Raw genomic sequence first — 20817 nt, 5'->3', positions numbered from 1 at the left:
GTGGCTGTCCCGCGCGGGCGGTCGGCACGGACCCCGGCCCTTCGATCCGTTAAAGTCACGGTATGGCGACCCGTGATCCACGCTGGGTGTTGAAGGACCGCCCGTCGTTCGCGTTGATCACCGGGCTGGTCCTCACCGGCATCTGCGCCCTGGTCTCGTTCTCCTTCGACGTGATCAACGGCGAGCCGGTGCAGTTCTTCATCGCGCTCGGGCTCGCCCTGGCGCCGGTGCCGCTGCTGCTGGCCGCCGTGCTGGCGCTCGACCGCATGGAGCCGGAGCCGCGCAGCAATCTGATCTTCGCCTTCGCCTGGGGCGCGGGCATCGCCGTGCTGGTCGCCGGCGCGATCAACTCGCTCAACCTCCACTACTTCATCGACACCGCCAAGCTCTCGCCGACCAGCGCCCGCAACCTGGCGGCCACCTTCGGCGCGCCGGTGGTCGAGGAGACGATGAAGGGCCTGGTGCTGCTCGGCCTGCTCAAGTTCCGCCGGGCCGAGCTCGACGGCCCCACCGACGGCATCATCTACGCCAGCATGGTCGGCCTCGGCTTCGCCATGAGCGAGAACGTCAGCTACTACCTGTCGGCGCTCAACGGCAACGGCGTCAGCAGCCTGGCGGTCACCGTGGTGCTGCGCGGCATCCTGTCGCCGTTCGCCCATCCGCTGTTCAGCTCGATGATCGGGGTGGCCGTCGCCTACGCGGCCCAGCGCCAGGGGCCCGAGCGGGTCTTCCTGGTGCTGGCCGGCTGGTCGGGGGCGATGATCCTGCACGGCCTGTGGAACGGCCTGGCCTCCTACGGCGGCTTCCCCGGGCTCGTGGTGGCCTACCTGGCGCTGCTGGTGGTGCTCGTCGTGCTGATCGGTGTGGTCTTCAGGGACCGGCGGCGCATCGTCGCGCTCATCCAGACCTACCTGCCGCCGTACGAGCCGACCAGGCTGGTCGGGCCGGCCGACATCTACATGTTGTCCACGTTCGCCAGGCGCCGCCAGGCCAGGCAGTGGGCCAGGGCTTACGGCGGCAAACGAGGGGTGCGCGCCATGCGCGACTACCAGCTCGCCGCCACCGAGCTGGGCCTGCTGCACGAGCGGGCGGCCCGCCACATCGTCGACGAGCAGGCCTTCCACGAGGAGCAGCGGGCCCTGCTGGAGTGCATGAGCACCGCCCGCGCCGACTTCCCGGTGCCGCCCGTGCACGCCCGCCGGATGGCCAGGGGCACCCCGCCGCCCGGTTACGCGCCCGGCGCGCCCCGCTGAGCCAGGATCTCGGTCAGCGAGACCTCGCGCGGGCCGGGGTAGACCGGGTCGGAGTGCAGCAGCAGCGCGTCCACGACGGCCTTGCCGGTGGCCAGCAGCTCCCGGGTGGCGTAGGCGTACGTGGCGGCCGCCCACTGGCGGGTGGAGTCGTCGCCCACGCCGAAGGTCTCCAGGCCGGCCGTCCGGCACAGCGCGACGGCCCTCGGCAGGTGGAAGACCTGGGTGACGACGGTGACCCGCTCGGCGCCGAACACCCGGCGGGCCCGTACGCAGGAGTCCCAGGTGTCGAACCCGGCGTAGTCGAGCACGATCACGTCGGCCGGCACGCCCTTGCGCAGCAGGTAGTCGCGCATGGCGGTGGGCTCGTCGTACTCCTTGCGGCTGTTGTCGCCCGACAGCAGCAGCGCCCGCACCTTGCCCGCCCGGTAGAGCTCGGCGGCCACGTCGAGCCGGCGGGCCAGCATGGGCGTGGGCTGCGTGCGCCACAACCCCGCGCCGAGCACCAGCGCGACCTGCGCGGGCGGCACCCGGCCCAGCCAGCCGCCGGTGTCGGCCACCACGCGGTGCGGCGAGCTGTCGAGCCAGGCCCACGTCATGGGCGCCAGCGCGAGCACGCTGACCAGCACCAGCCCCTGGTACGTACGGCGCAGCAGCCTGCGCGAGAGACTAGGGAGTCGCAGCACACCCCATACCATCGCACAACGGTCAGACCGGAGCGGGCGCTTCCGTGTGAGCGGCGGCCGCCGGGGCCTCCAGCGGGCCTCTGCTGCGCAGCGAGGTGACCACCCGCAGCGCGGCGATCCACACCAGCGAGGCGCCGAGCACGTGCAGCAGCACCAGCGCGGCCGGCACGGCCAGGAAGTACTGGGTGTAGCCGATCACGCCCTGGCCCACCTCCACGACGAACAGCCCGAGCGCGGCCCGCCTGGCGGCCCGGGGCGCGCCGGTCACGCGCAGCGCGAACAGCAGCGCGAACGTCAGGCCGACGACCACGTAGACGATGTCGGCGTGCAGCCGGGCCACGGTCTCGATGTCGAAGCCGAACCGCGAGGCGATGACGTCGCCCGAGTGCGGGCCGGTGCCGCTGACCACCACCCCCGCCGCCAGCAGCACCGCCGTGGCCGCGAGCAGCGCGTGGCCGAGCCGCCGGACGTCGCGGTGGGCGACCTCCGCGGCCGGGCCGTCGCCCTCGCCGGCGCGGGCGTAGAGCATCCAGCAGGCGGCGATCAGGGCCATGGAGATCAGGAAGTGCATGCCGACCGTGAACGGGTTGAGCGCGCTCCTGACCACCAGCCCGCCCCACAGGGCCTGGGCCAGCACGCCCGCCGGCTGCAGCAGCGCCAGGCGGACCAGCGCCCGCCGGCGCGGGACCAGGCGCAGCGCCGCGATGACGCACGCCGCGCCCACCGCCAGCACCAGGAACGTCAGCAGCCGGTTGCCGAACTCGATGAGCATCGTGAGCATCGACGTCTCGGGATGGGCGATCGGCACGAAACTGTCGGGCGTGCACCTCGGCCAGGTCGGGCAGCCGAGCCCGGAACCGGTCACCCGCACGCCCGCGCCGGTCACCGCGATGCCGGCGTTGGCCACCACGGAGGCCAGCGCCCAGCCGCGCATCGAGCGCGCGGTCGGCGCCCAGAACGAGCGCACTGCGCGGACGAGGACGTTGGGGCGGCCGGTGGATTCCTTCACGTCAACGATGGTACGGGCCGGGTGGCACGGTCCCGTCAGGGGCTTCTCCAGAACGTGACAATGTGACATGTTACTCCTGGCGGCTTCCTCGACCCGGTCCCGGAGGGCTTTCGAACTGTGATCACTACTGTCGACTACCACACGGGCGGCGAGCCGTTCCGGATCGTGACCGGGGGCGTACCCGAGATCCCCGGGGCGGACGTGCCCACCCGGCGGGAGAACGCGCCCGCGCACGCCGACCACGTCAGGCGGCTGCTGTGCCACGAGCCGCGCGGGCACGCCGACATGTACGGCTGCTTCCTGGTCCCGCCCGACGACGCCGGGGCGCATCTCGGCGCGCTGTTCTGGCACAAGGACGGCTTCTCCACCGCCTGCGGGCACGGCACGATCGCCCTCGGGGCCTACGCGGTGCAGGAGGGGCTGGTCGAGGCCGACCCCGACGGGGAGACCGACGTGGTGGTGGACGTGCCGTCGGGGCGGGTCAGGGCGCGGGTGCGGTGCTCGGGCGGGCGGGTGGCGGGGGTGACGTTCGTGAGCGTCCCTTCGTACGTGATCGCCCGGGACGTGGCCGTCGCCGGAACGAAGGTTGATATTTCGTACGGCGGGGCGATTTATGCGTCTATTTCGGCTGGGGAGGTGGGCCTGTCCGTCGAGCCCCGCCACCTGACCGCCCTCGTCGGGCACGCCCGCCGCATCAAGTCCGCCCTGGCCGGCCACCCCGCCACCCGCCACCCCCGCGACGACCGCCTGTCCGGCGTCTACGGCGTGATCTTCTACGACGGCCTGCCGGACGGCGGGCCGGCGGGCGCCGACGGGAGCGTCCGGCAGCGCAACGTCACCGTCTTCGCCGACGGCGAGGTGGACCGGTCGCCCTGCGGGTCGGGCACCGCCGCCAGGATGGCGCTGCTGCACGAGGCGGGCCTGCGCGGCGCCCTGGTGCACGAGAGCGTCGTCGGGTCGGTCTTCCGGGCGCGGGTGGCCGGGGTGACGGCCGAGGGGATCGTGCCGGAGATCGAGGGCATGGCCTACCGCACCGGCCGGCACGTCTTCGAGCTCGATCCCGACGACCCGATCGGAACGGGGTTCACGCTGCGATGAGCGCTCTTCCCTACATCGACGGGCCGGTGCTGGAACGGCTGGTGCCGGTCGGCCGCGCGGTGGCCGTGCTCGAACAGGCCCTGCGCGACGGGCTCGACCCCGAGCTGACGCCCCGGCGGCCGGCCGTGGACCTGCCGGCCGGGCAGCTCCTGCTCATGCCCGCCGCCGCCGGCCGCTACGCCGGGGTCAAGGCCGTCACCGTCACGCCCGCCAACCCCGGGCGCGGGCTGCCCCGCATCCAGGGGACGTACCTGCTGCTGGACGGCCCGACCCTGGCCCCGCTGGCCGCCCTGGACGGCATCGCGCTCACGTCCCTGCGCACGCCCGCCGTCTCCGCCTTGGCCGTCGCCCGCCTGGCCGAGCCGGACGCGCGCCGCCTGGTGGTGTTCGGCAGCGGGCCGCAGGCGTACGGGCACGTCCTGGCCCTGCGCGAGGTGCGGCCCGTCGAGCACGTCACGATCGTGGGCCGCGACCCCGCCCGCGCCGCCGCCCTGGCCGCCCGCTGCCGCGCCCTGGACCTGACCGCCACCCCCCTGACCGCCGGCCCTCCGACCAGCGAGCCCTTGACCGCCGAAGCTCCCACCGCCGAAGCTCCCACCGCCGAAGCCGCGGCGCTGCCCGGCGCGGTGGCCGACGCGATCCGGGCCGCCGACCTCATCGCCTGCTGCACCACGGCCGCGCAGCCGCTGTTCCCCGGTAAGCTCGCCCGGGACGGCGTCACCGTGGTCGCGGTCGGATCGCACGAGCCCGGCGTCCGCGAGCTCGACGGCGACCTCGTCGCCCGCGCCACCGTGGTCGTCGAGGCCAGATCGGCCGCCCTGGAAGAAGCCGGCGACGTGATCATCCCGATCCGCCACGGTACGATCACCTCTGGTCATCTCGCCGGGAACCTCGCCGAGCTGATCGCCGGAAGGGTGGTGGCCGGTCCGGGCCCGCGGGTGTTCAAGAGCACGGGCATGGCGTGGCAGGACCTGGTGGTCGCCGCGGCCGCGTACGAGGCGTGGAAGTAGGAGGGAAGGCGGATGGCTGCCGAGGACCGGCTCGACCTGCCGATGGTGGGGGAGCGGCAGAGCCTGCGCGAGCAGGTCGCGCACGCGCTGCGGGCCGCGCTGATCACCGGTGAGATGCGGCCGGGGGTCGTCTACTCCGCGCCCGTGCTCGCCGCGCAGTTCGGCGTCTCGGCCACGCCGGTCCGCGAGGCCATGCTCGACCTGGCCAAGGAGGGCCTGGTCGAGGCCGTGCGCAACAAGGGCTTCCGGGTGACCGAGCTGTCCGACCGCGACCTCGACGAGCTGACCCAGATCCGCGAGCTGATCGAGGTGCCCACCGTCGCGCGGCTGGCCGACAGCGCCCGCGCCGAGGAGTTCGAACGGCTGCGCCCGATCGCCGAGGAGATCGTCACGGCCGCCGACCGGGCCGACCTGCTCGCCTACATCGACGCCGACCTGCGCTTCCACCTGGAGCTGCTGGCGCTGGCGGGCAACGTCCACCTGGTGGAGGTGGTGCGCGACCTGCGCAACCGGGCCCGGCTCTACGGCCTGTCGCAGCTGGCCGAGCGCGGCTCGCTGACCGACTCCGCCCGGGAGCACCTGGCCATGCTCGACGCGCTCAAGAGCGGCGACGGCAAGGCGGTCGGCCACCTGATGGGCGAGCACATCGGTCACGTCCGGGGCATCTGGGCCGAGCACTGACGCCCGCCGCGTTTCTTTACCGTCCGAATTAAGAAGGTTTGTCCGTTTTGAGGTAATGTGTTTGTGAAAGCTTTCACGAACTGATCTACGTGAAGCCTCACAGGCCCGGTCACGCGGATGCCCGCATCCGCTGACCTTCACCGGGCTCGGCGACCCGCCCACCTCAAGCCGAGCCCTCCGCCGCGCGCCCGAGAGATCCCCATCCCCGCGGGCGCGCGGCGGCACCTCCTCGGGCGTTCCTGCCGCCCAGCGGCGGCTACCGCCCGGTCATCCTCGTCGAGCCGAGGCTCGCGGCCACGACGCACACGATCGCCGCCCACTGCTGCACGTGCAGGACCTCACCCAGCACCAGCACGCCCGCCAGCGCCGCCACGGCCGGCTCCAGGCTCATCAGAATGCCGAACACGTGCTTGGGCATGCGCCGCAGCGCGTGGAGCTCCAGCGAGTACGGGATCACCGACGACAGCAGCCCCACGCCCAGCCCGATCAGCAGCAACGACGGCTGCAGCAGGTCGGCGCCGCCGGTCGTGACGCCCACCGGCGCGATCACCAGGGTCGAGACGATCATCGCGAACGACAGCCCGGTCGTGCCCGGGAAACGCCGTCCGGCCGCCGCCGACAGCAGGATGTAGGCCGCCCAGCACGCGCCCGCCACCAGGGCGAACCCGATGCCGAGCCACCACGCCGCCGACGCCTGCTGCCCCCAGGGCGCCAGCAGCGCCACGCCGAGGCCCGCCAGGCCGATCCAGGCCAGGTCGAGCCGGCGCCGGGAGGCGGCCACGGCCACGCCCAGCGGGCCGAGGAACTCGATCGCCACCGCGACGCCCATCGGCAGCCGCGACAGGGCCTCGTAGTACGACAGGTTCATCAGCGCGAGCGTCAGGCCGAAACCGGCCCCGACCGCCCAGTCGCGCCACCCGAGCCCCCGCAGCTTCGGCCTGGCCACCGCGGCCATGATCAGGCCGCCCGCCGCGATGCGCAGGAACACCACGGCGCTCGGCGGCAGCACGGCGAACAGGTTCTTGGCGAACGCGGCCCCGAGCTGCACCGAGACGATGGACAGCAGGACGAGCGACGAGGGCGGGATCGAGTCCGCGGCCTGGCGCAGCAGGCGGCCGGGCCGGGGCAGCGCCGGGCGGCGATCGAAGGGATCGTCGAGGGCGAAGTCGGTCACGGGACTCCTCGCGCGGAAGGTGGGGCGGTCGTCCAGAGCGTACTGACCTCGGACGACATCTCCGCACGCGGGGTGGCGTGCCGCCTCACCCCCAGCGGAACAGCCCCTTCACTCCCAGCGGGACAGGCCCTTCACTCCCAGCGGAACAGCCGCGAGACCAGCGCCAGGGTCAGCACGGCCCAGCCGGCCAGGACGAGCACCGGCCCCAGCGGCAGCGCCGCCCCCTGGGCGAGCACCGCGCGCAGGCCCCCGGTCAGCGCCGAGATCGGCAGCAGCTCCAGGACCGGCCGCGCGCCCTCGGGGAACTTCGACAGCGGGAAGATCACCCCGCCGGCGCCCAGCAGCACCAGGTAGACCAGGTTGGCCGCGGCCAGCGTCGCCTCGGCCCGCAGCGTGCCCGCCATGAGCAGGCCGAGGCCGCTGAAGGCCGCCGTCCCCAGCACGACCAGCACCGCGGCGGCCAGGAACGAGCCGTGGGGACGCCAGCCCAGCGCCAGCCCCACGGCCACGATCACCGCCGCCTGGATGACCTCCACGGCCACCACCGCGGCCGTCTTGGCCAGCATGAGCCCGGCCCTGGACAGCGGGGTCGCGCCCAGCCGCTTGAGCACGCCGTAACGGCGCTCGAAGCCCGTGCCGATGGCCTGCCCGGTGAAGGCCGTGGACATGACGGCCAGGGCCAGCACGCCGGGCGCCAGGAAGTCGACCCGCCGGCCGCCGCCGACGTCGACCAGCGGCGCCAGCGAGAAGCCGACCAGCAGCAGCACCGGGATGATCAGGGTGAGCAGGAGCTGCTCGCCGTTGCGGAGCATCGTGCGGACCTCCGAGCCGGCCTGCGCGAGCACCATGCGCGGGAACGGCGCGGCGCCCGGCGCGGGCGAGAGGTCGAGCGCGGGGGTCATCGCAGCTCCCTGCCGGTCAGTTCGAGGAAGACGTCTTCGAGGGTACGGCGCTCGATGCGCAGGTCGTCGGCCGTGACGCCCTCCGCCGCGCACCAGGCCGTGACGGTGGCCAGCAGCTCGGGCCCCACCTGGCCCTCGATGATGTAATGGCCGGCCGGCGACTCCTTGGCCGCGCTGCCCACCGGGAGCGCGTTGAGCAGCTCCTCCAGCGTGAGCCCCGGCCTGGCCCTGAACCTGAGCTGCCGCTCGGCCCCGGTCAGCGAGGCCGGGCTGCCCTCGGCCACCACGCGCCCCCTGTCGATGATCACGACGTGGTCGGCCAGCCGCTCGGCCTCCTCCATGTGGTGGGTGGTCAGCACCACCGACACCCCCGCGCCGCGCAGTTCGCCGACCAGGTCCCAGCAGGCGTGCCGGGCCTGCGGGTCGAGCCCGGCGGTCGGCTCGTCGAGGAACACCAGCTCCGGCCTGCCGATCACGGCCGCGGCCAGCGACAGCCGCTGCTGCTGCCCGCCCGACAGCCGCCGGTAGGGGGTGCGCGCGTGCTCGGCCAGCCCGAGCCGGGTCAGCAGCGCCCCGGGGTCGTGGGGACGGGCGTAGAAGCGCGCGACCAGGCGCAGCCACTCGGCGCAGCGCATCGCCGGCGGCACCCCGCCGGCCTGGAGCATCACCCCGACGCGCGGCCGCAGCTCGGGCTGCGTGGGCGACAGGCCGAGCACCCGGACCGTGCCGGAGTCGGCGTTGCGGAACCCCTCGCAGATCTCGACCGTGGACGTCTTGCCCGCGCCGTTGGGCCCGAGGACGGCGGTGACCGCGCCGCGGCCGGCCCGCAGGGTGAGGCCGTCGAGGGCGGTCCGGCCGCCGTAGCGTTTGACCAGGTCGACGATCTCGACGGCTGGGGAATCCATGGCCACGAGTTTAGGGACTGCGCCGGGCGGTCCGGCCCCCAGGTACGCGCCCGGCGAACGCCCGTCGGACGGCCCTGCCCGGAAATGGACGGCCCTTGACCGGACCGTTCCCCGGAAAGGCGTGAGAACCGGGGGAAGGACGGCGATGAGCTCCACATGTCGCGACGCAGTGCATACGACCCAGGAGTTCCGTGCTGGGTGGACCTGGCCAGCACCGACGTCCCCGGCTCGGTCCGGTTCTACGGGAACCTGTTCGGCTGGCGGGCCGACATGGTCGACGACCCGGCGGCCGGCGGCTACGGGATGTTCGTCCACGAGGGCAGCAAGGTCGCCGGGATCGGCCCCGTCCGCGACGGCGGCGCCGCCTCGCTCTGGAACACCTACGTCGCCACCGACGACGCCGCCGCGCTGGCCGGCCGGGTCAGGGACGCCGGCGGCACCGTCGTGGCGGAGCCCATGGCGGTCTTCGACGAGGGCACCATGGTCGTCCTGCGGGCCCCCGACGGCTCGTCCGCCGGCGCCTGGCAGGCGGCCGCCCACGCGGGGGCGGAGCTGGTCGACGAGCCCGGCGCGTTCTGCTGGAACGAGCTGTGCACGCGGGACGCGCCGGCCGCCGAGCGCTTCTACTCGGCGGTCTTCGGCTGGCGGTCCCGCACGTCCGACCTGGGCGGCATGGCGTACACCGAGTGGGTGACGGGGGAGGCGGCCGTCGCGGGGATGATCCCGATGCCCGACGAGGCCCCGGCGGAGCTGCCGTCGTTCTGGCTGACCTATTTCGCGGTCGCCGACCTCGACGCGGCCCTGCACGCCGCCGCCGACGCGGGCGCCGACGTGCTCACCGGCGTGACCGAGGCGCCGCCCGGCCGGTTCGCGCAGCTCATCGATCCGCAGGGCGCGGCGTTCGGGGTCATCCAGCTCAACGAAACATCATGAAATATCTGATAACCGGGAATTAGGAGGACCGAATCCCGGTTTGATCCCTCGGCCCTCGTGGGTCATCGGCCTGCGAGGGGAAGGGGTTCACGCATGTCCGTGGCAGAAGCCGCGTCCGCCGCCATTGGGAGCAAGGGCGAGACCAAGGGCGGGAGGCGGGGGCTGCTGCTGGTCATCCTGGGCGCGCTGTCGGCGATCGGCCCGCTGTCCATCGACATGTACCTGCCCGCCCTGCCCGCCATCACCGAGGAGATGCTCAGCGCTCCCGCGCAGGTCCAGCTCACCCTCACCGCCTGTCTGATCGGCGTCTCCGTCGGCCAGGTCGTCGCCGGCCCGGTCAGCGACGTGCGCGGGCGGCGCGTCCCGCTGATCGTGGGCGTGTCGGGGTTCATGGTGGCCTCGCTGCTGTGCGCGTTCGCGCCGTCGGTGCCCGTGCTGATCGTCCTGCGGCTGCTGCAGGGCGTCCTGGGCGGGGCGGCGCTGGTCATCGTGCGCGCGGTCGTCCGCGACCTGTACGACGGCGCCGCCATCGCCCGCATCTTCGCCACGCTGATGCTGGTCAGCGGCCTGGCGCCGATCCTCGCCCCCATCGCCGGGGCCCAATTGCTCGCCTTCACCTCCTGGCGCGGCGTGTTCGTGGCGCTCAGCGTCGCCGGGCTCGTGCTGCTGCTGGCCGTGCTGCCGGGGGTGCGCGAGACGCTGCCCGCCGACCGGCGCGAGAGCGGCGGGCTGGGGCACACCGTGCGCACCTTCTGGCAGCTCCTGCGCGACCGCTCGTTCATGGGCTGCGCCCTCACCGCGGGGCTGGCCTTCGCGGCGATGTTCGGCTACATCTCCGGCTCGCCGTTCGTGCTCCAGCAGGTGTACGGCGCCACCCCGCAGCAGTACTCGCTCATCTTCGGGCTCAACGCGCTCGGCCTGACCGCGATGGCCCAGCTCGGCGGCCGCCTGTCGGGCCGCGTGGAGCCCGCCCGCCTGGTCGTCATCGGGCTGGTCACCGGCCTGGTGGGCGCCGGGCTGCTGCTGACCGCCGCGCTCACCGGGCTCGGCCTGGCCGGCATCGTGGCGGGCCTGTTCGTGATCATGCTGGGTCAGGGGCTCGTCCTGCCCGGCACCGGCGCGCTGGCGCTGGCCGGGCAGCCCGCCCAGATCGCCGGCAGCGCCTCGGCGCTGCTCGGCGTGCTGCAGTTCGCGCTGGGCGCCGTGGCGGCCCCGCTGGTCGGCCTGGCCGGCGAGGGCACGGCCGTGCCGATGGCCTGCGTGATGCTCGGCCTCATCGTCTGCTCCACGCTCGCGTTCGCGATCCTGGGACGCCGAAAGGTTAGGTAAGCCTTACCTGCGTGAGCAATTCCATTGGTGGCCTGCTCCGATTCGTTTGTGCAGCGGGAAGGAATTACGGCACACTGATGTTGTGAAAAACATGCCCACGATCGAGCCCGGTAGCGAGCGCAGCACCCGCGCGCGCGTCGCCAGGCTGATCCTTGAGCATGGTCCCGTGACGGCCGCCTCGCTCGGCGAGCGGCTGGGGCTGACGCCCGCCGCGGTGCGCAGGCACCTCGACGCGTTGCTGGCCGAGGGAATGATAGAGCCTCGCACGGTCAGGCCGCGCGGTCAGCGCGGGCGCGGACGGCCCGCCAAGCTGTTCGCCATCACCGACGCGGGGCGCAGTGCTTTCGAGCACGCCTATGACGACCTCGCCGGGAGCGCACTCCGCTTCCTGGCCGAGCGCATGGGGCGAGAAGCCGTGACCGACTTCGCCCGCTCGCAGGTGTCGAGCCTGCTGACGCGGCTGGAGCCGGTCATGCGGACGGTGCCGGCGGACCAGCGCGTACAGGTGCTGGCGCAGGCGCTGTCGGCAGAGGGGTACGCCGCCTCGGCCAGCAAGGCCAAGTCGGGCGGCGACCAGCTCTGCCAGCACCACTGCCCGGTGGCTCACGCGGCCGCGGAGTTCCCGCAGCTCTGCGAGGCCGAGACGGAGGCGTTCGCGCAACTGCTCGGCACCCCGGTGCAGCGCCTGGCCACGATCGCGCACGGCGACGGGGTCTGCACGACCCACGTGAGCCCCAAGTCGCTGGCTGAATCCGCACACAGAGACAAGAGCAAGGAGACCGGAAGGTGACTGTCACCGACCGCCCGGAGCTGGAAGGCCTCGGGAATTACAAGTTCGGCTGGGCCGACCCGGATGCCGCGGGCGCGGCGGCCAAGCGTGGCCTGTCCGAGGAGGTCGTCCGCAACATCTCCGCGCTCAAGAACGAGCCGGAGTGGATGCTCGACCTTCGCCTGAAGGGCCTCCGCCTGTTCGACAAGAAGCCGCTGCCCACCTGGGGCTCCGACCTCACCGGCATCGACTTCGACAACATCAAGTACTTCGTGCGCTCGACCGAGAAGCAGGCCGCTTCCTGGGACGAGCTGCCCGCCGACATCAAGAACACCTACGACAAGCTCGGCATCCCCGAGGCGGAGAAGCAGCGCCTCATCGCCGGCGTCGCGGCCCAGTACGAGTCGGAGGTCGTCTACCACAAGATCCGTGAGGACCTTGAGGAGAAGGGCGTCATCTTCGTCGACACCGACACGGGCCTGAAGGAGCACGAGGAGCTCTTCAAGGAGTACTTCGGCTCGGTGATCCCGGTCGGCGACAACAAGTTCGCCGCGCTCAACACCGCCGTGTGGTCCGGTGGCTCGTTCATCTACGTGCCGCCGAACGTCGAGGTCGAGATCCCGCTGCAGGCCTACTTCCGGATCAACACCGAGAACATGGGCCAGTTCGAGCGCACCCTGATCGTCGTCGACGAGAACTCCTACGTCCACTACGTCGAGGGCTGCACCGCGCCGATCTACTCCTCCGACTCGCTGCACAGCGCGGTCGTCGAGATCATCGTGAAGAAGAACGCCCGCTGCCGTTACACGACCATCCAGAACTGGTCGAACAACGTCTACAACCTGGTCACCAAGCGCGCCGTCGCCTACGAGGGCGCGACCATGGAGTGGATCGACGGCAACATCGGCTCCAAGGTCACGATGAAGTACCCGGCCGTCTACCTGATGGGCGAGCACGCCAAGGGCGAGACGCTGAGCGTCGCCTTCGCCGGCGAGGGCCAGCACCAGGACGCCGGTTCCAAGATGGTGCACCTGGCGCCCAACACCAGCTCCAGCGTCATCTCCAAGTCGGTGGCGCGCGGCGGCGGCCGCACCTCCTACCGCGGTCTCGTGCAGATCGAGGAGGGCGCCCACGGCAGCGCCAGCACCGTCAAGTGCGACGCGCTCCTGGTCGACCAGATCAGCCGCTCCGACACCTACCCGTACGTCGACGTGCGCGAGGACGACGTCTCGATGGGCCACGAGGCCACGGTCTCCAAGGTCAGCGAGGACCAGCTCTTCTACCTCATGAGCCGCGGGCTCGGCGAGGACGAGGCCATGGCGATGATCGTGCGCGGCTTCGTCGAGCCGATCGCCCGCGAGCTGCCCATGGAATACGCGCTCGAGCTCAACCGGCTGATCGAGCTGCAGATGGAAGGAGCCGTCGGCTGATGGGCCTGAACGAGAAGCCCCTGTCGACCCTGCACGAGAAGGCGTCCTACGACCTGGACGACTTCGAGGTCCCGACCGGGCGCGAGGAGTCGTGGCGCTTCACGCCGCTGTCCCGCCTGAAGGGCCTGCACAACGGCAAGGCCGACCCCGTGGGCCACGTGCGCCTCGACGTCGAGGCCGCGCCCGAGGTCGTCGTCGAGACGGTCGGGCGCGACGACGCCCGCGTCGGCAAGGCGTTCACGCCCACCGACCGGGTCAGCGCGCAGGCGTGGAACAGCTTCGAGAAGGCGACCGTGATCACGGTGCCGCGCGAGGCCGTCACCTCGAAGCCGACCGTGCTCACCCTGACCGGTGAGGGCGACGGCGCCGCCTACGGCCACATCGTGGTCAAGGTGGAGCCGATGGCCGAGGCCGTGGTCGTGCTCGACCACAAGGGCAGCGCCGTCTACGCCGACAACATCGAGTTCGTCGTCGGCGACGGCGCCAACCTCAAGGTCGTCAGCCTCCAGGACTGGGACGACGACGCCGTGCACGTCTCCCACCACCACGCCCAGCTCGCCAAGGACGCGACCTTCCGCAGCTTCGTGGTGACCCTCGGCGGCGACCTGGTCCGGCTCTCGCCCAGCGTGGCCTACACCGCGCCCGGCGGCGACGCCGACATGTCCGGCGTCTACTTCGTCGACGCAGGACAGCACCTGGAGCACCGCCTCCTGGTCGACCACTCCCAGCCCAACTGCAAGAGCAACGTCGACTACCGCGGCGCGCTGCAGGGGCAGGACGCGCACGCCGTCTGGATCGGCGACGTGATCATCAGGGTCGAGGCCGAGGGCACCGACACCTACGAGCTCAACCGCAACCTCATCCTCACCGACGGCGCCCGCGCCGACTCGGTCCCCAACCTGGAGATCCTCACCGGCGAGGTCGCCGGAGCCGGGCACGCCTCGGCCTCGGGCCGCCTCGACGACGAGCACATCTTCTACCTCCAGGCCCGCGGCATCCCCTACGACGAGGCCCGCCGCCTGGTCATCAGGGGCTTCCTCGGCCAGCTCATCGAGAAGATCCAGATCGAGGAGATCCGCGACCGCGTGCTGGCCGCGGTGGAGGCGGAGCTCGCGCGATGAGTTTCGAGAAGGTCTGCCAGGTCGCCGACATCCCCGACGGCGGCGTCATCGGCGTCGAGGTCGGGGAGACCCCGGTGGCGCTGGTGCGCAAGGGCGCCGACGTCTTCGCCCTGCACGACGTCTGCTCGCACGCCGAGGTGAAGCTCAGCGAGGGCGAGGTCTACGACGGCACGCTGGAGTGCTGGCTGCACGGCTCGTGCTTCGACGTGCGCTCCGGCAAGCCCACCGGCCCGCCCGCCACCAAACCCGTGAACGTCTACACAGTCAAGATCGACGGCGACGACGTCCTCGTCTCGCTCTCGAAGGAGTCATAAACGTGTCCACCCTAGAGATCCGTGACCTCAAGGTCGCCGTCGAGGACAAGGAAATCCTGCGCGGCGTCAACCTGACGGTGAAGTCCGGCGAGACGCACGCCATCATGGGCCCCAACGGCTCGGGCAAGTCCACCCTCGCCTACGCGATCGCCGGTCACCCCAAGTACACGATCACCGGCGGCCAGGTGCTGCTCGACGGCGTCGACCTGCTGGAGCTGTCGGTCGACGAGCGCGCCCGCGCCGGCCTGTTCCTCGCCATGCAGTACCCGGTCGAGGTCCCCGGCGTGTCGGTGTCGAACTTCCTGCGCTCGGCCGTCACCTCGGTCCGCGGCGAGGCGCCCAAGCTGCGCGAGTTCGCCAAGGACCTCAAGGCCGGCATGGACGCGCTGTCCATCGACGCCGCCTTCGCCCAGCGCAACCTCAACGAGGGCTTCTCCGGCGGCGAGAAGAAGCGCCACGAGATCCTCCAGCTGGAGCTGCTCAAGCCGAAGATCGCCGTGCTCGACGAGACCGACTCCGGCCTCGACGTCGACGCGCTGCGCGTGGTCTCCGAGGGCATCAACCGCTTCCGCTCCACGGGTGAGACCGGCGTGCTGCTGATCACCCACTACACCCGCATCCTGCGCTACGTGAAGCCCGACTTCGTGCACGTCTTCGCCGGCGGCCGGATCGTCGAGGAGGGCGGGCCGGAGCTGGCCGACAAGCTCGAGGCCGAGGGCTACGAGCAGTACACGAAGGCATCTGCATGACTTCCACCAGCTTGGACGTGGAGAAGATCAGGAAGGATTTCCCGGTCTTCTCCCGCGAGCTGCCCGACGGGCGCCCGCTCGTCTACCTCGACTCGGGCAACTCCTCGCAGAAGCCCAACCAGGTCATCGACACCATGCGCGACCACCTGGCGCTGCACTACAGCAACGTCGGGCGGGCCATGCACGTGCTCGGCTCGGAGTCGACCGAGGCGTACGAGGGCGCGCGCGACAAGGTGGCGGCGTTCGTCGGGGCGGGCTCGCGCGATGAGGTGATCTTCACCAAGAACGCCTCCGAGGCCCTCAACCTCGTGGCCTACTCCTTCGGCAACCCCGCCAGCACCGACCCCCGCTTCACCCTCGGCCCCGGTGACGAGATCGTCATCTCCGAGATGGAGCACCACTCCAACATCGTGCCGTGGCAGATGCTCGCGCAGCGCACCGGCGCGACGCTGAAGTGGTTCGGCGTCACCGACGACGGGCGGCTCGACTTCGACCCGGCCGTCGTCACCGAGCGGACGAAGATCGTCTCGATCGCCCACCAGTCGAACGTGCTCGGCACGGTCAACCCGGTCACCGCCGTGGCCGCGCGGGCGCACGAGGTCGGCGCGCTGATCATGCTCGACGCCTCCCAGTCCGTGCCGCACCACCCGGTGGACATGGCCGCGCTGGGCGCCGACTTCGTGGCCTTCACCGGCCACAAGATGGTCGGTCCCTCGGGCATCGGCGTGCTGTGGGGCCGTACCGAGCTGCTGGAGGCCATGCCGCCGTTCCTGGGCGGCGGCGAGATGATCGAGGCGGTCTGGATGGACCGCTCGACGTACGCGCCGATCCCGCACAAGTTCGAGGCCGGCACGCCGCCCATCGTCGAGGCCATCGGCCTGGGTGCGGCGGTCGACTACCTCACCGCGGTCGGCATGGACGCCATCGAGGCGCACGAGCGCTCGCTGACGGCCTACGCCCTCGACGCCCTGCGCGAGGTGCCGTCGCTGCGGCTGATCGGGCCCGACTCCCTCGACGAGCGCGGCAGCACGTTGTCGTTCACGCTGGAAGGCATACACCCCCACGATGTGGGGCAGATCCTGGACGACCAGTTCGGGGTCGCCGTCCGCGTCGGGCACCACTGCGCGCGCCCGCTGCACCTGCGGTTCGGAATACCGGCGACCACGCGGGCGTCGTTCTACCTGTACAACACCACGGGCGAGATCGACGCCCTGGTCCGCGGCCTCCATCACGTTCAGAAGGTGTTCGCATAGCCATGATCGGCGAGTCGATGTACCAGGAGCTGATCCTGGAACACTACAAGCACCCGCAGGGGCGGGGGCTGCGCGAGCCGTACGACGCCGAGGTTCACCACGTGAACCCGACGTGCGGCGACGAGATCACGCTGCGGGTCAGGGTGGGCGACGCCGGTAAGATCGAAGACGTCTCCTACGACGGCCAGGGCTGCTCGATCAGCCAGGCGGCCGCCTCCGTGCTGCACGAGCTGGCCACCGGCTCGACGGTCGAGGAGTCGCTGTCGGTGGTCGACGAGTTCACCCGGCTCATGCAGGGCCGGGGGCAGGTCGAGGCCGACGAGGAAGTGCTCGGGGACGCGGTGGCGTTCGCGGGCGTGGCCAAGTTCCCGGCACGCGTCAAGTGCGCGCTGCTGTCGTGGATGGCCTACAAGGACGCTGTGGTGAGGAGTGCCCAATGAGCAAGCCTGTGGAGACTCCGACCGGCTTCGACGGTGACACCACCGTCGAGGAGGTCATGGAGGCGCTCAAGGACGTCGTCGACCCCGAGCTCGGCATCAACGTCGTCGACCTGGGGCTGATCTACGGGCTCAACCTCGACCCGTCCGACGCCGGTCAGCCGGTGGCCACCATCGACATGACGCTGACCAGCGCGGCCTGCCCGCTGACCGACGTCATCGAGGACCAGGCCCACTCCGCCCTGGAGGGCATGGTCTCCGACGTGAAGATCAATTGGGTCTGGCTGCCGCCGTGGGGCCCCGACAAAATCACCGACGAGGGGCGTGAGCAGCTCCGTATGCTAGGCTTCAACGTCTGATCTTTCTAGCTGTAACGGCTGGCGTTGGGCGTCAGCCGTTTCAGTGTGCCGACGAAGGGTTTCGGAAGGTCCGTACCCCGTCAGGGAATATCCGATAACATCCCCGGCGTTGGCACCAGGTATACACCAGACGCCTCATCTCGCGTCATCGCGCCGCCTGCGGCCGGTGCCCCGGTGTATCCCCCCTGTGAAGTCCCGCCTCGATGGCGGGCGTACTGCAACTTGTACGGCATCAGGCCGTATGTCCCGGCTCGTCCTTTCGCAGAAGTGACGCGCCACTTCGACTGAAAGGCACGAATTTCGTGACCATGCTTGACGCTGTCATGCCCGCGTTCGACGAGACCGCCCCCGAGGCGGGCCCGTCGGAGTTCGAACTGCTCGGCCTTCCCAAGCCGCTCATCAGCGGCCTGGCCAAGCAGGGCATCGACAGCCCGTTCCCCATCCAGAGTGCGACGATCCCCGACGTGCTCGCCGGCCATGACGTCCTGGGCCGTGGCCAGACCGGCTCGGGCAAGACCCTGGCCTTCGGTTTGCCGACCATGGCTCGCATCGCGGGGGTGCGGCCCGCCGCCGGCCACCCGCGCGCGATGATCCTTGTGCCCACCCGTGAGCTGGCCCTTCAGGTGCACGACGCGCTCGAACCGCTCGGCCGCGGCCTCGGGCTGCGGATGAAGGTCGTCGTGGGCGGCATGTCCATGGGCAAGCAGATCGAGGCCCTGCGCCGCGGCGTCGACATCGTGATCGCCACCCCGGGCCGCCTGGGCGACCTGATCCGGCAGGGCGAGTGCTCGCTGGCGCAGGTCGAGGTCTCCGTCCTCGACGAGGCCGACCACATGTGCGACCTCGGCTTCTTCCCCGTCGTCACCGAGCTGCTGGCCCAGACCCCGACCGACGGGCAGCGCCTGCTGTTCTCGGCCACCCTCGACGGCGACGTCGACAAGCTGGTGCGCCGCTTCCTCAAGGACCCGATCACCCACTCCGTGGCTCCGGCGACCTCGCCGGTCGACACCATGGAGCACCACGTGATGCAGGTCACGCGGGACGACAAGTTCGACGTCACGGCCGAGATCGCCAACCGCGAGGGCCGTACGATCATCTTCGTCCGCACCCAGCACGGCGTCGACCGGCTGTGCAAGCAGCTCGCCCGGGTCGGCATCAAGGCCGGCGGCCTGCACGGCGGCAAGCGCCAGAACCAGCGCACCCGCATCCTGGCCGAGTTCCGCGAGGGCTCGATCAACGTGCTGGTCTGCACCGACGTCGCGGCCCGCGGCATCCACGTCGACAACATCAGCCTGGTGCTGCACGTCGACCCGCCGCAGGACCACAAGAGCTACCTGCACCGCGGCGGCCGTACCGCCCGTGCGGGCGAGAAGGGCACCGTCGTCACCCTGGTGCTGCCCAACGAGCGCCGCTCGACCGACGCCCTGACCAGGCGCGCCGGCATCCACCCGTTCCGGCTCAAGGCCACCCCGGGGCACCCCCGGCTGGCCGAGGTGGCCGGGGCCAGGACGCCGACCGGCGAGGCCATCCCCGTGTGGGAGCCCGATGTCCGCAAGCCGCTGCGCCCGCGCCGTGAGGGCGGTCACGGCGGCGCCGAGCGCCGGGGCGGGCGTCGTCCGCGCCGCGAGTTCGACGGCGAGCGCCGTCCGCGTCGGCACGAGGACGGCGCCTTCGCCGGCGGCGACGACCGCCGTCCGCGCCGCCACGAGGAGTCCGGCGAGGACCGTCGTCCGCGCCGGCACGCCGAGGGCGAGCGGCCCTTCGGCGGCGGGCAGCGCTCCGGCGAGCCGCGCACGTTCGGCGAGGACCGCAGGCGTGGCGACCGGCCGCGCGGCGGTTTCCGCTCCGACGACCGTCCCCGCCAGGACGACCGCGGCGGTTTCCGCTCCGACGACCGTCCCGCCCGTCAGGACGACCGTGGCGGCTTCCGGTCCGAGGACCGGCCGTTCCGTCAGGACGACCGCGGCTACCGCTCCGAGGGGCCGCGTGGCGGCGGGTTCCGTGACGGCCAGCGCAGCGGCGGCGGCGGTTTCCGCGCCGACGACCGCGGCCGCTTCGGCGCCGACCGTGGCCGCCCGTTCTCGGGCGACCGTGACCGGCCCGCCCGCTCCGACGAGCGCGCCCCCCGCGACGGCTTCCGCTCCGGCGGCGGCTTCCGTTCCGAGGAGCGCGGCAACGGCGGGTTCCGCCGCAACAACGGGGGCGGCCGCCGCTTCGAGCGCTGACCCCGGCTGAACGACCGACTGCCCGTCGCGCCTCCCGCAGGGGAGGGGCGGCGGGCTTCGTCGTGCCCGGGCCTGCTACGAGGTCAGGACGTCGAGAGCACGGTCGACGTCGTCGACGGTGTTGTAGACGTGGAAGCCCGCCCGGACCCGGCCGGCGCGCACCGCGGCGCGGATGCCGGCCGCCGCCAGCCGCTCGCCCGGCGCCTCCACCGACACGATCGCCGAGTCGGCCGGTTCCAGCCCCAGCCCGGCCCTGAACCGGTTGGCCAGCCCGACGTCGTGCTCGTGCACCCGCTGGGCGCCGATCTCGTTGAGCAGTTCGAGCGCGGGCGCCGCGCCGACGTAGCAGAACCAGGCCGGCGACAGGTCGAAGGCGCGCGCGTCGGCGGCCAGCCGCAGCGGCGGCCCGTAGTAGGAGCCGCCCGGATCGTCGCCGGCGTACCAGTTGGCCGCCAGCGGCCGCATCAGGGAGCGCACCCGGGGCGACAGGTACCCGAACGCGGCCCCGCGCGGCGCCATGAGCCACTTGTAGGCCGCGCACGCCAGCACGTCGATCCCGTCGGCCACCGACACCGGCAGCCACCCGCACGCCTGGGAGCCGTCGGCGATGACCAGCGCGTCGTGGGCGCGGGCGGCGGCGACGACGTCGTGCAGCGGCGTCACGTAGCCGGTGGCCGACTGCACGAGGCTGAAGGCGACGGCGTCGGTGCGGCTCGTGACGGCGTCGGCCAGGCGATCGGCGGGCACGGTCTCGACCTCGGCCGCCACCGCCCACGGGAACAGGTTGCTGGTGAACTCGATCTCCGGCACCAGCACCCGCGCCCCCGGCGGCAGCGCGGTGGCCACCGTGGACATGATCTGCGACACCGTCGAGCCGACCGTCACGTCGGCCGGCTCGGCGCCGACCAGGTGGGCGAAGGCCGTGCGGGCCCGGCCGACCGAGGCGTCCCAGGGGGCCCAGTCGGCGCGGCCGTGCCGCCACTCGGTGAGCACGGCCTGCAACTCCTCGAAGGCCGGGCGGGGCGGAAGGCCGTACGAAGGGGTGTTGAGCCAGCCGGGATCGGCGTCCCAGAGCTTGCCCACGGTCACGATGTCCATGACCACCAGCCTAGAACGGCCCCGCGGAGACCAAGCGGCGCCCGGGCGACGGGCAGGAAGCGGCCGTCTCGCGTGGCGGACTCCG

Annotated in this window: 21 protein-coding genes; 15 read left to right on the top strand and 6 right to left on the bottom strand. The window is 72.0% G+C overall.

Translation table 11 applies throughout. The features are described 5' to 3' along the window. Window positions 1-62 precede the first annotated feature (62 nt). Complete coding sequence (locus tag ACFYYW_RS32100; RefSeq protein ID WP_352364398.1) at window positions 63-1253, top strand: PrsW family intramembrane metalloprotease; 1191 nt, start codon at window positions 63-65, stop codon at window positions 1251-1253. On the opposite strand, the gene ACFYYW_RS32095 is transcribed toward ACFYYW_RS32100, so the two are convergent. Further along, window positions 1229-1936, bottom strand: a complete 708-nt coding sequence (locus ACFYYW_RS32095; protein ID WP_387654202.1) for a vancomycin high temperature exclusion protein — start codon at window positions 1934-1936, stop codon at window positions 1229-1231. The two genes, ACFYYW_RS32100 and ACFYYW_RS32095, sit on opposite strands and share 25 nt — an antisense overlap. Before the next feature lie 22 nt (window positions 1937-1958). After that, window positions 1959-2945: a heme A synthase gene (locus tag ACFYYW_RS32090; RefSeq protein WP_387654199.1), complete on the bottom strand. Its 987-nt coding sequence runs from the start codon at window positions 2943-2945 to the stop codon at window positions 1959-1961. A 117-nt stretch (window positions 2946-3062) separates the two neighbouring features. Between ACFYYW_RS32090 and ACFYYW_RS32085 the strand changes: the two genes are divergently transcribed. The 3 genes from ACFYYW_RS32085 to ACFYYW_RS32075 are packed head-to-tail and all read left to right on the top strand — an operon-like array spanning window position 3063 to window position 5734. Beyond that, entirely contained in the window at window positions 3063-4043 is a 981-nt protein-coding gene (locus ACFYYW_RS32085; RefSeq protein WP_387654196.1) for a proline racemase family protein, read from the top strand. After that, complete coding sequence (locus tag ACFYYW_RS32080; protein WP_387654194.1) at window positions 4040-5053, top strand: ornithine cyclodeaminase family protein; 1014 nt, start codon at window positions 4040-4042, stop codon at window positions 5051-5053. The genes ACFYYW_RS32085 and ACFYYW_RS32080 overlap by 4 nt, the downstream gene beginning before the upstream one ends. Window positions 5054-5065: 12 nt before the next feature. Further along, window positions 5066-5734 (top strand): GntR family transcriptional regulator, encoded by a 669-nt coding sequence (locus tag ACFYYW_RS32075; protein WP_352328043.1) that lies wholly within the window; start codon window positions 5066-5068, stop codon window positions 5732-5734. 256 nt (window positions 5735-5990) lie between these two features. Here the strand turns inward: ACFYYW_RS32075 and ACFYYW_RS32070 are convergent, their stop codons facing one another. The 3 genes from ACFYYW_RS32070 to ACFYYW_RS32060 form a co-directional block, all read right to left on the bottom strand. Beyond that, on the bottom strand, window positions 5991-6908 hold the full coding sequence (locus ACFYYW_RS32070) for an EamA family transporter (RefSeq protein ID WP_352328758.1): 918 nt from the start codon (window positions 6906-6908) through the stop codon (window positions 5991-5993). Window positions 6909-7039: 131 nt separating this feature from the next. Further along, window positions 7040-7810 carry an ABC transporter permease gene (locus tag ACFYYW_RS32065; protein ID WP_387654190.1) on the bottom strand — a complete coding sequence of 257 codons (771 nt, stop codon included), beginning with the start codon at window positions 7808-7810 and terminating at the stop codon, window positions 7040-7042. After that, entirely contained in the window at window positions 7807-8715 is a 909-nt protein-coding gene (locus ACFYYW_RS32060; RefSeq protein WP_352328762.1) for an ABC transporter ATP-binding protein, read from the bottom strand. The genes ACFYYW_RS32065 and ACFYYW_RS32060 overlap by 4 nt, the downstream gene beginning before the upstream one ends. A gap of 156 nt (window positions 8716-8871) precedes the next feature. Here ACFYYW_RS32060 and ACFYYW_RS32055 point away from each other — a divergent pair, with 156 nt between their 5' ends. The 11 genes from ACFYYW_RS32055 (at window position 8872) to ACFYYW_RS32005 (ending at window position 19634) form a co-directional block, all read left to right on the top strand. Further along, a complete protein-coding gene (locus tag ACFYYW_RS32055) occupies window positions 8872-9648 on the top strand; it encodes a VOC family protein (RefSeq protein WP_387654188.1) in 777 nt (258 codons plus the stop codon). A gap of 93 nt (window positions 9649-9741) precedes the next feature. After that, complete coding sequence (locus tag ACFYYW_RS32050; protein ID WP_387654185.1) at window positions 9742-10977, top strand: multidrug effflux MFS transporter; 1236 nt, start codon at window positions 9742-9744, stop codon at window positions 10975-10977. A 91-nt stretch (window positions 10978-11068) separates the two neighbouring features. Continuing rightward, window positions 11069-11767, top strand: coding sequence for a metalloregulator ArsR/SmtB family transcription factor (locus ACFYYW_RS32045; RefSeq protein ID WP_352328768.1), 699 nt, complete (start codon window positions 11069-11071; stop codon window positions 11765-11767). Further along, a complete protein-coding gene (sufB, locus tag ACFYYW_RS32040; RefSeq protein ID WP_352328769.1) occupies window positions 11764-13176 on the top strand; it encodes a Fe-S cluster assembly protein SufB in 1413 nt (470 codons plus the stop codon). The genes ACFYYW_RS32045 and sufB overlap by 4 nt, the downstream gene beginning before the upstream one ends. Then, on the top strand, window positions 13176-14297 hold the full coding sequence (gene sufD / locus ACFYYW_RS32035) for a Fe-S cluster assembly protein SufD (protein ID WP_352364378.1): 1122 nt from the start codon (window positions 13176-13178) through the stop codon (window positions 14295-14297). Before sufB ends, sufD begins: the two co-directional genes overlap by 1 nt. Further along, a complete protein-coding gene (locus tag ACFYYW_RS32030; protein ID WP_352325535.1) occupies window positions 14294-14611 on the top strand; it encodes a non-heme iron oxygenase ferredoxin subunit in 318 nt (105 codons plus the stop codon). The genes sufD and ACFYYW_RS32030 overlap by 4 nt, the downstream gene beginning before the upstream one ends. 2 nt (window positions 14612-14613) lie before the next feature. Then, the gene (sufC, locus tag ACFYYW_RS32025; RefSeq protein ID WP_352325533.1) at window positions 14614-15360 is read left to right on the top strand and encodes a Fe-S cluster assembly ATPase SufC; all 747 of its coding nucleotides are present in this window, start codon (window positions 14614-14616) and stop codon (window positions 15358-15360) included. Then, window positions 15357-16613 (top strand): cysteine desulfurase, encoded by a 1257-nt coding sequence (locus tag ACFYYW_RS32020; protein WP_352325532.1) that lies wholly within the window; start codon window positions 15357-15359, stop codon window positions 16611-16613. Before sufC ends, ACFYYW_RS32020 begins: the two co-directional genes overlap by 4 nt. 2 nt (window positions 16614-16615) lie before the next feature. Next, window positions 16616-17053, top strand: a complete 438-nt coding sequence (sufU, locus tag ACFYYW_RS32015) for a Fe-S cluster assembly sulfur transfer protein SufU (protein ID WP_352325531.1) — start codon at window positions 16616-16618, stop codon at window positions 17051-17053. Continuing rightward, the gene (locus ACFYYW_RS32010) at window positions 17050-17409 is read left to right on the top strand and encodes a metal-sulfur cluster assembly factor (RefSeq protein WP_352325530.1); all 360 of its coding nucleotides are present in this window, start codon (window positions 17050-17052) and stop codon (window positions 17407-17409) included. The genes sufU and ACFYYW_RS32010 overlap by 4 nt, the downstream gene beginning before the upstream one ends. Before the next feature lie 308 nt (window positions 17410-17717). Further along, complete coding sequence (locus ACFYYW_RS32005) at window positions 17718-19634, top strand: DEAD/DEAH box helicase (RefSeq protein ID WP_387654179.1); 1917 nt, start codon at window positions 17718-17720, stop codon at window positions 19632-19634. A gap of 75 nt (window positions 19635-19709) precedes the next feature. On the opposite strand, the gene ACFYYW_RS32000 is transcribed toward ACFYYW_RS32005, so the two are convergent. After that, window positions 19710-20732 (bottom strand): aminotransferase class V-fold PLP-dependent enzyme, encoded by a 1023-nt coding sequence (locus tag ACFYYW_RS32000; RefSeq protein WP_387654177.1) that lies wholly within the window; start codon window positions 20730-20732, stop codon window positions 19710-19712. Window positions 20733-20817 lie beyond the last annotated feature (85 nt).

It is taken from the genome of Nonomuraea sp. NPDC001831 (assembly GCF_042892035.1).
In the GTDB taxonomy this organism is placed as follows: domain Bacteria; phylum Actinomycetota; class Actinomycetes; order Streptosporangiales; family Streptosporangiaceae; genus Nonomuraea.
The sequence above is the reverse complement of the archived record's forward strand: the minus strand, read 5'-3'. Positions and strand labels throughout refer to the sequence as shown.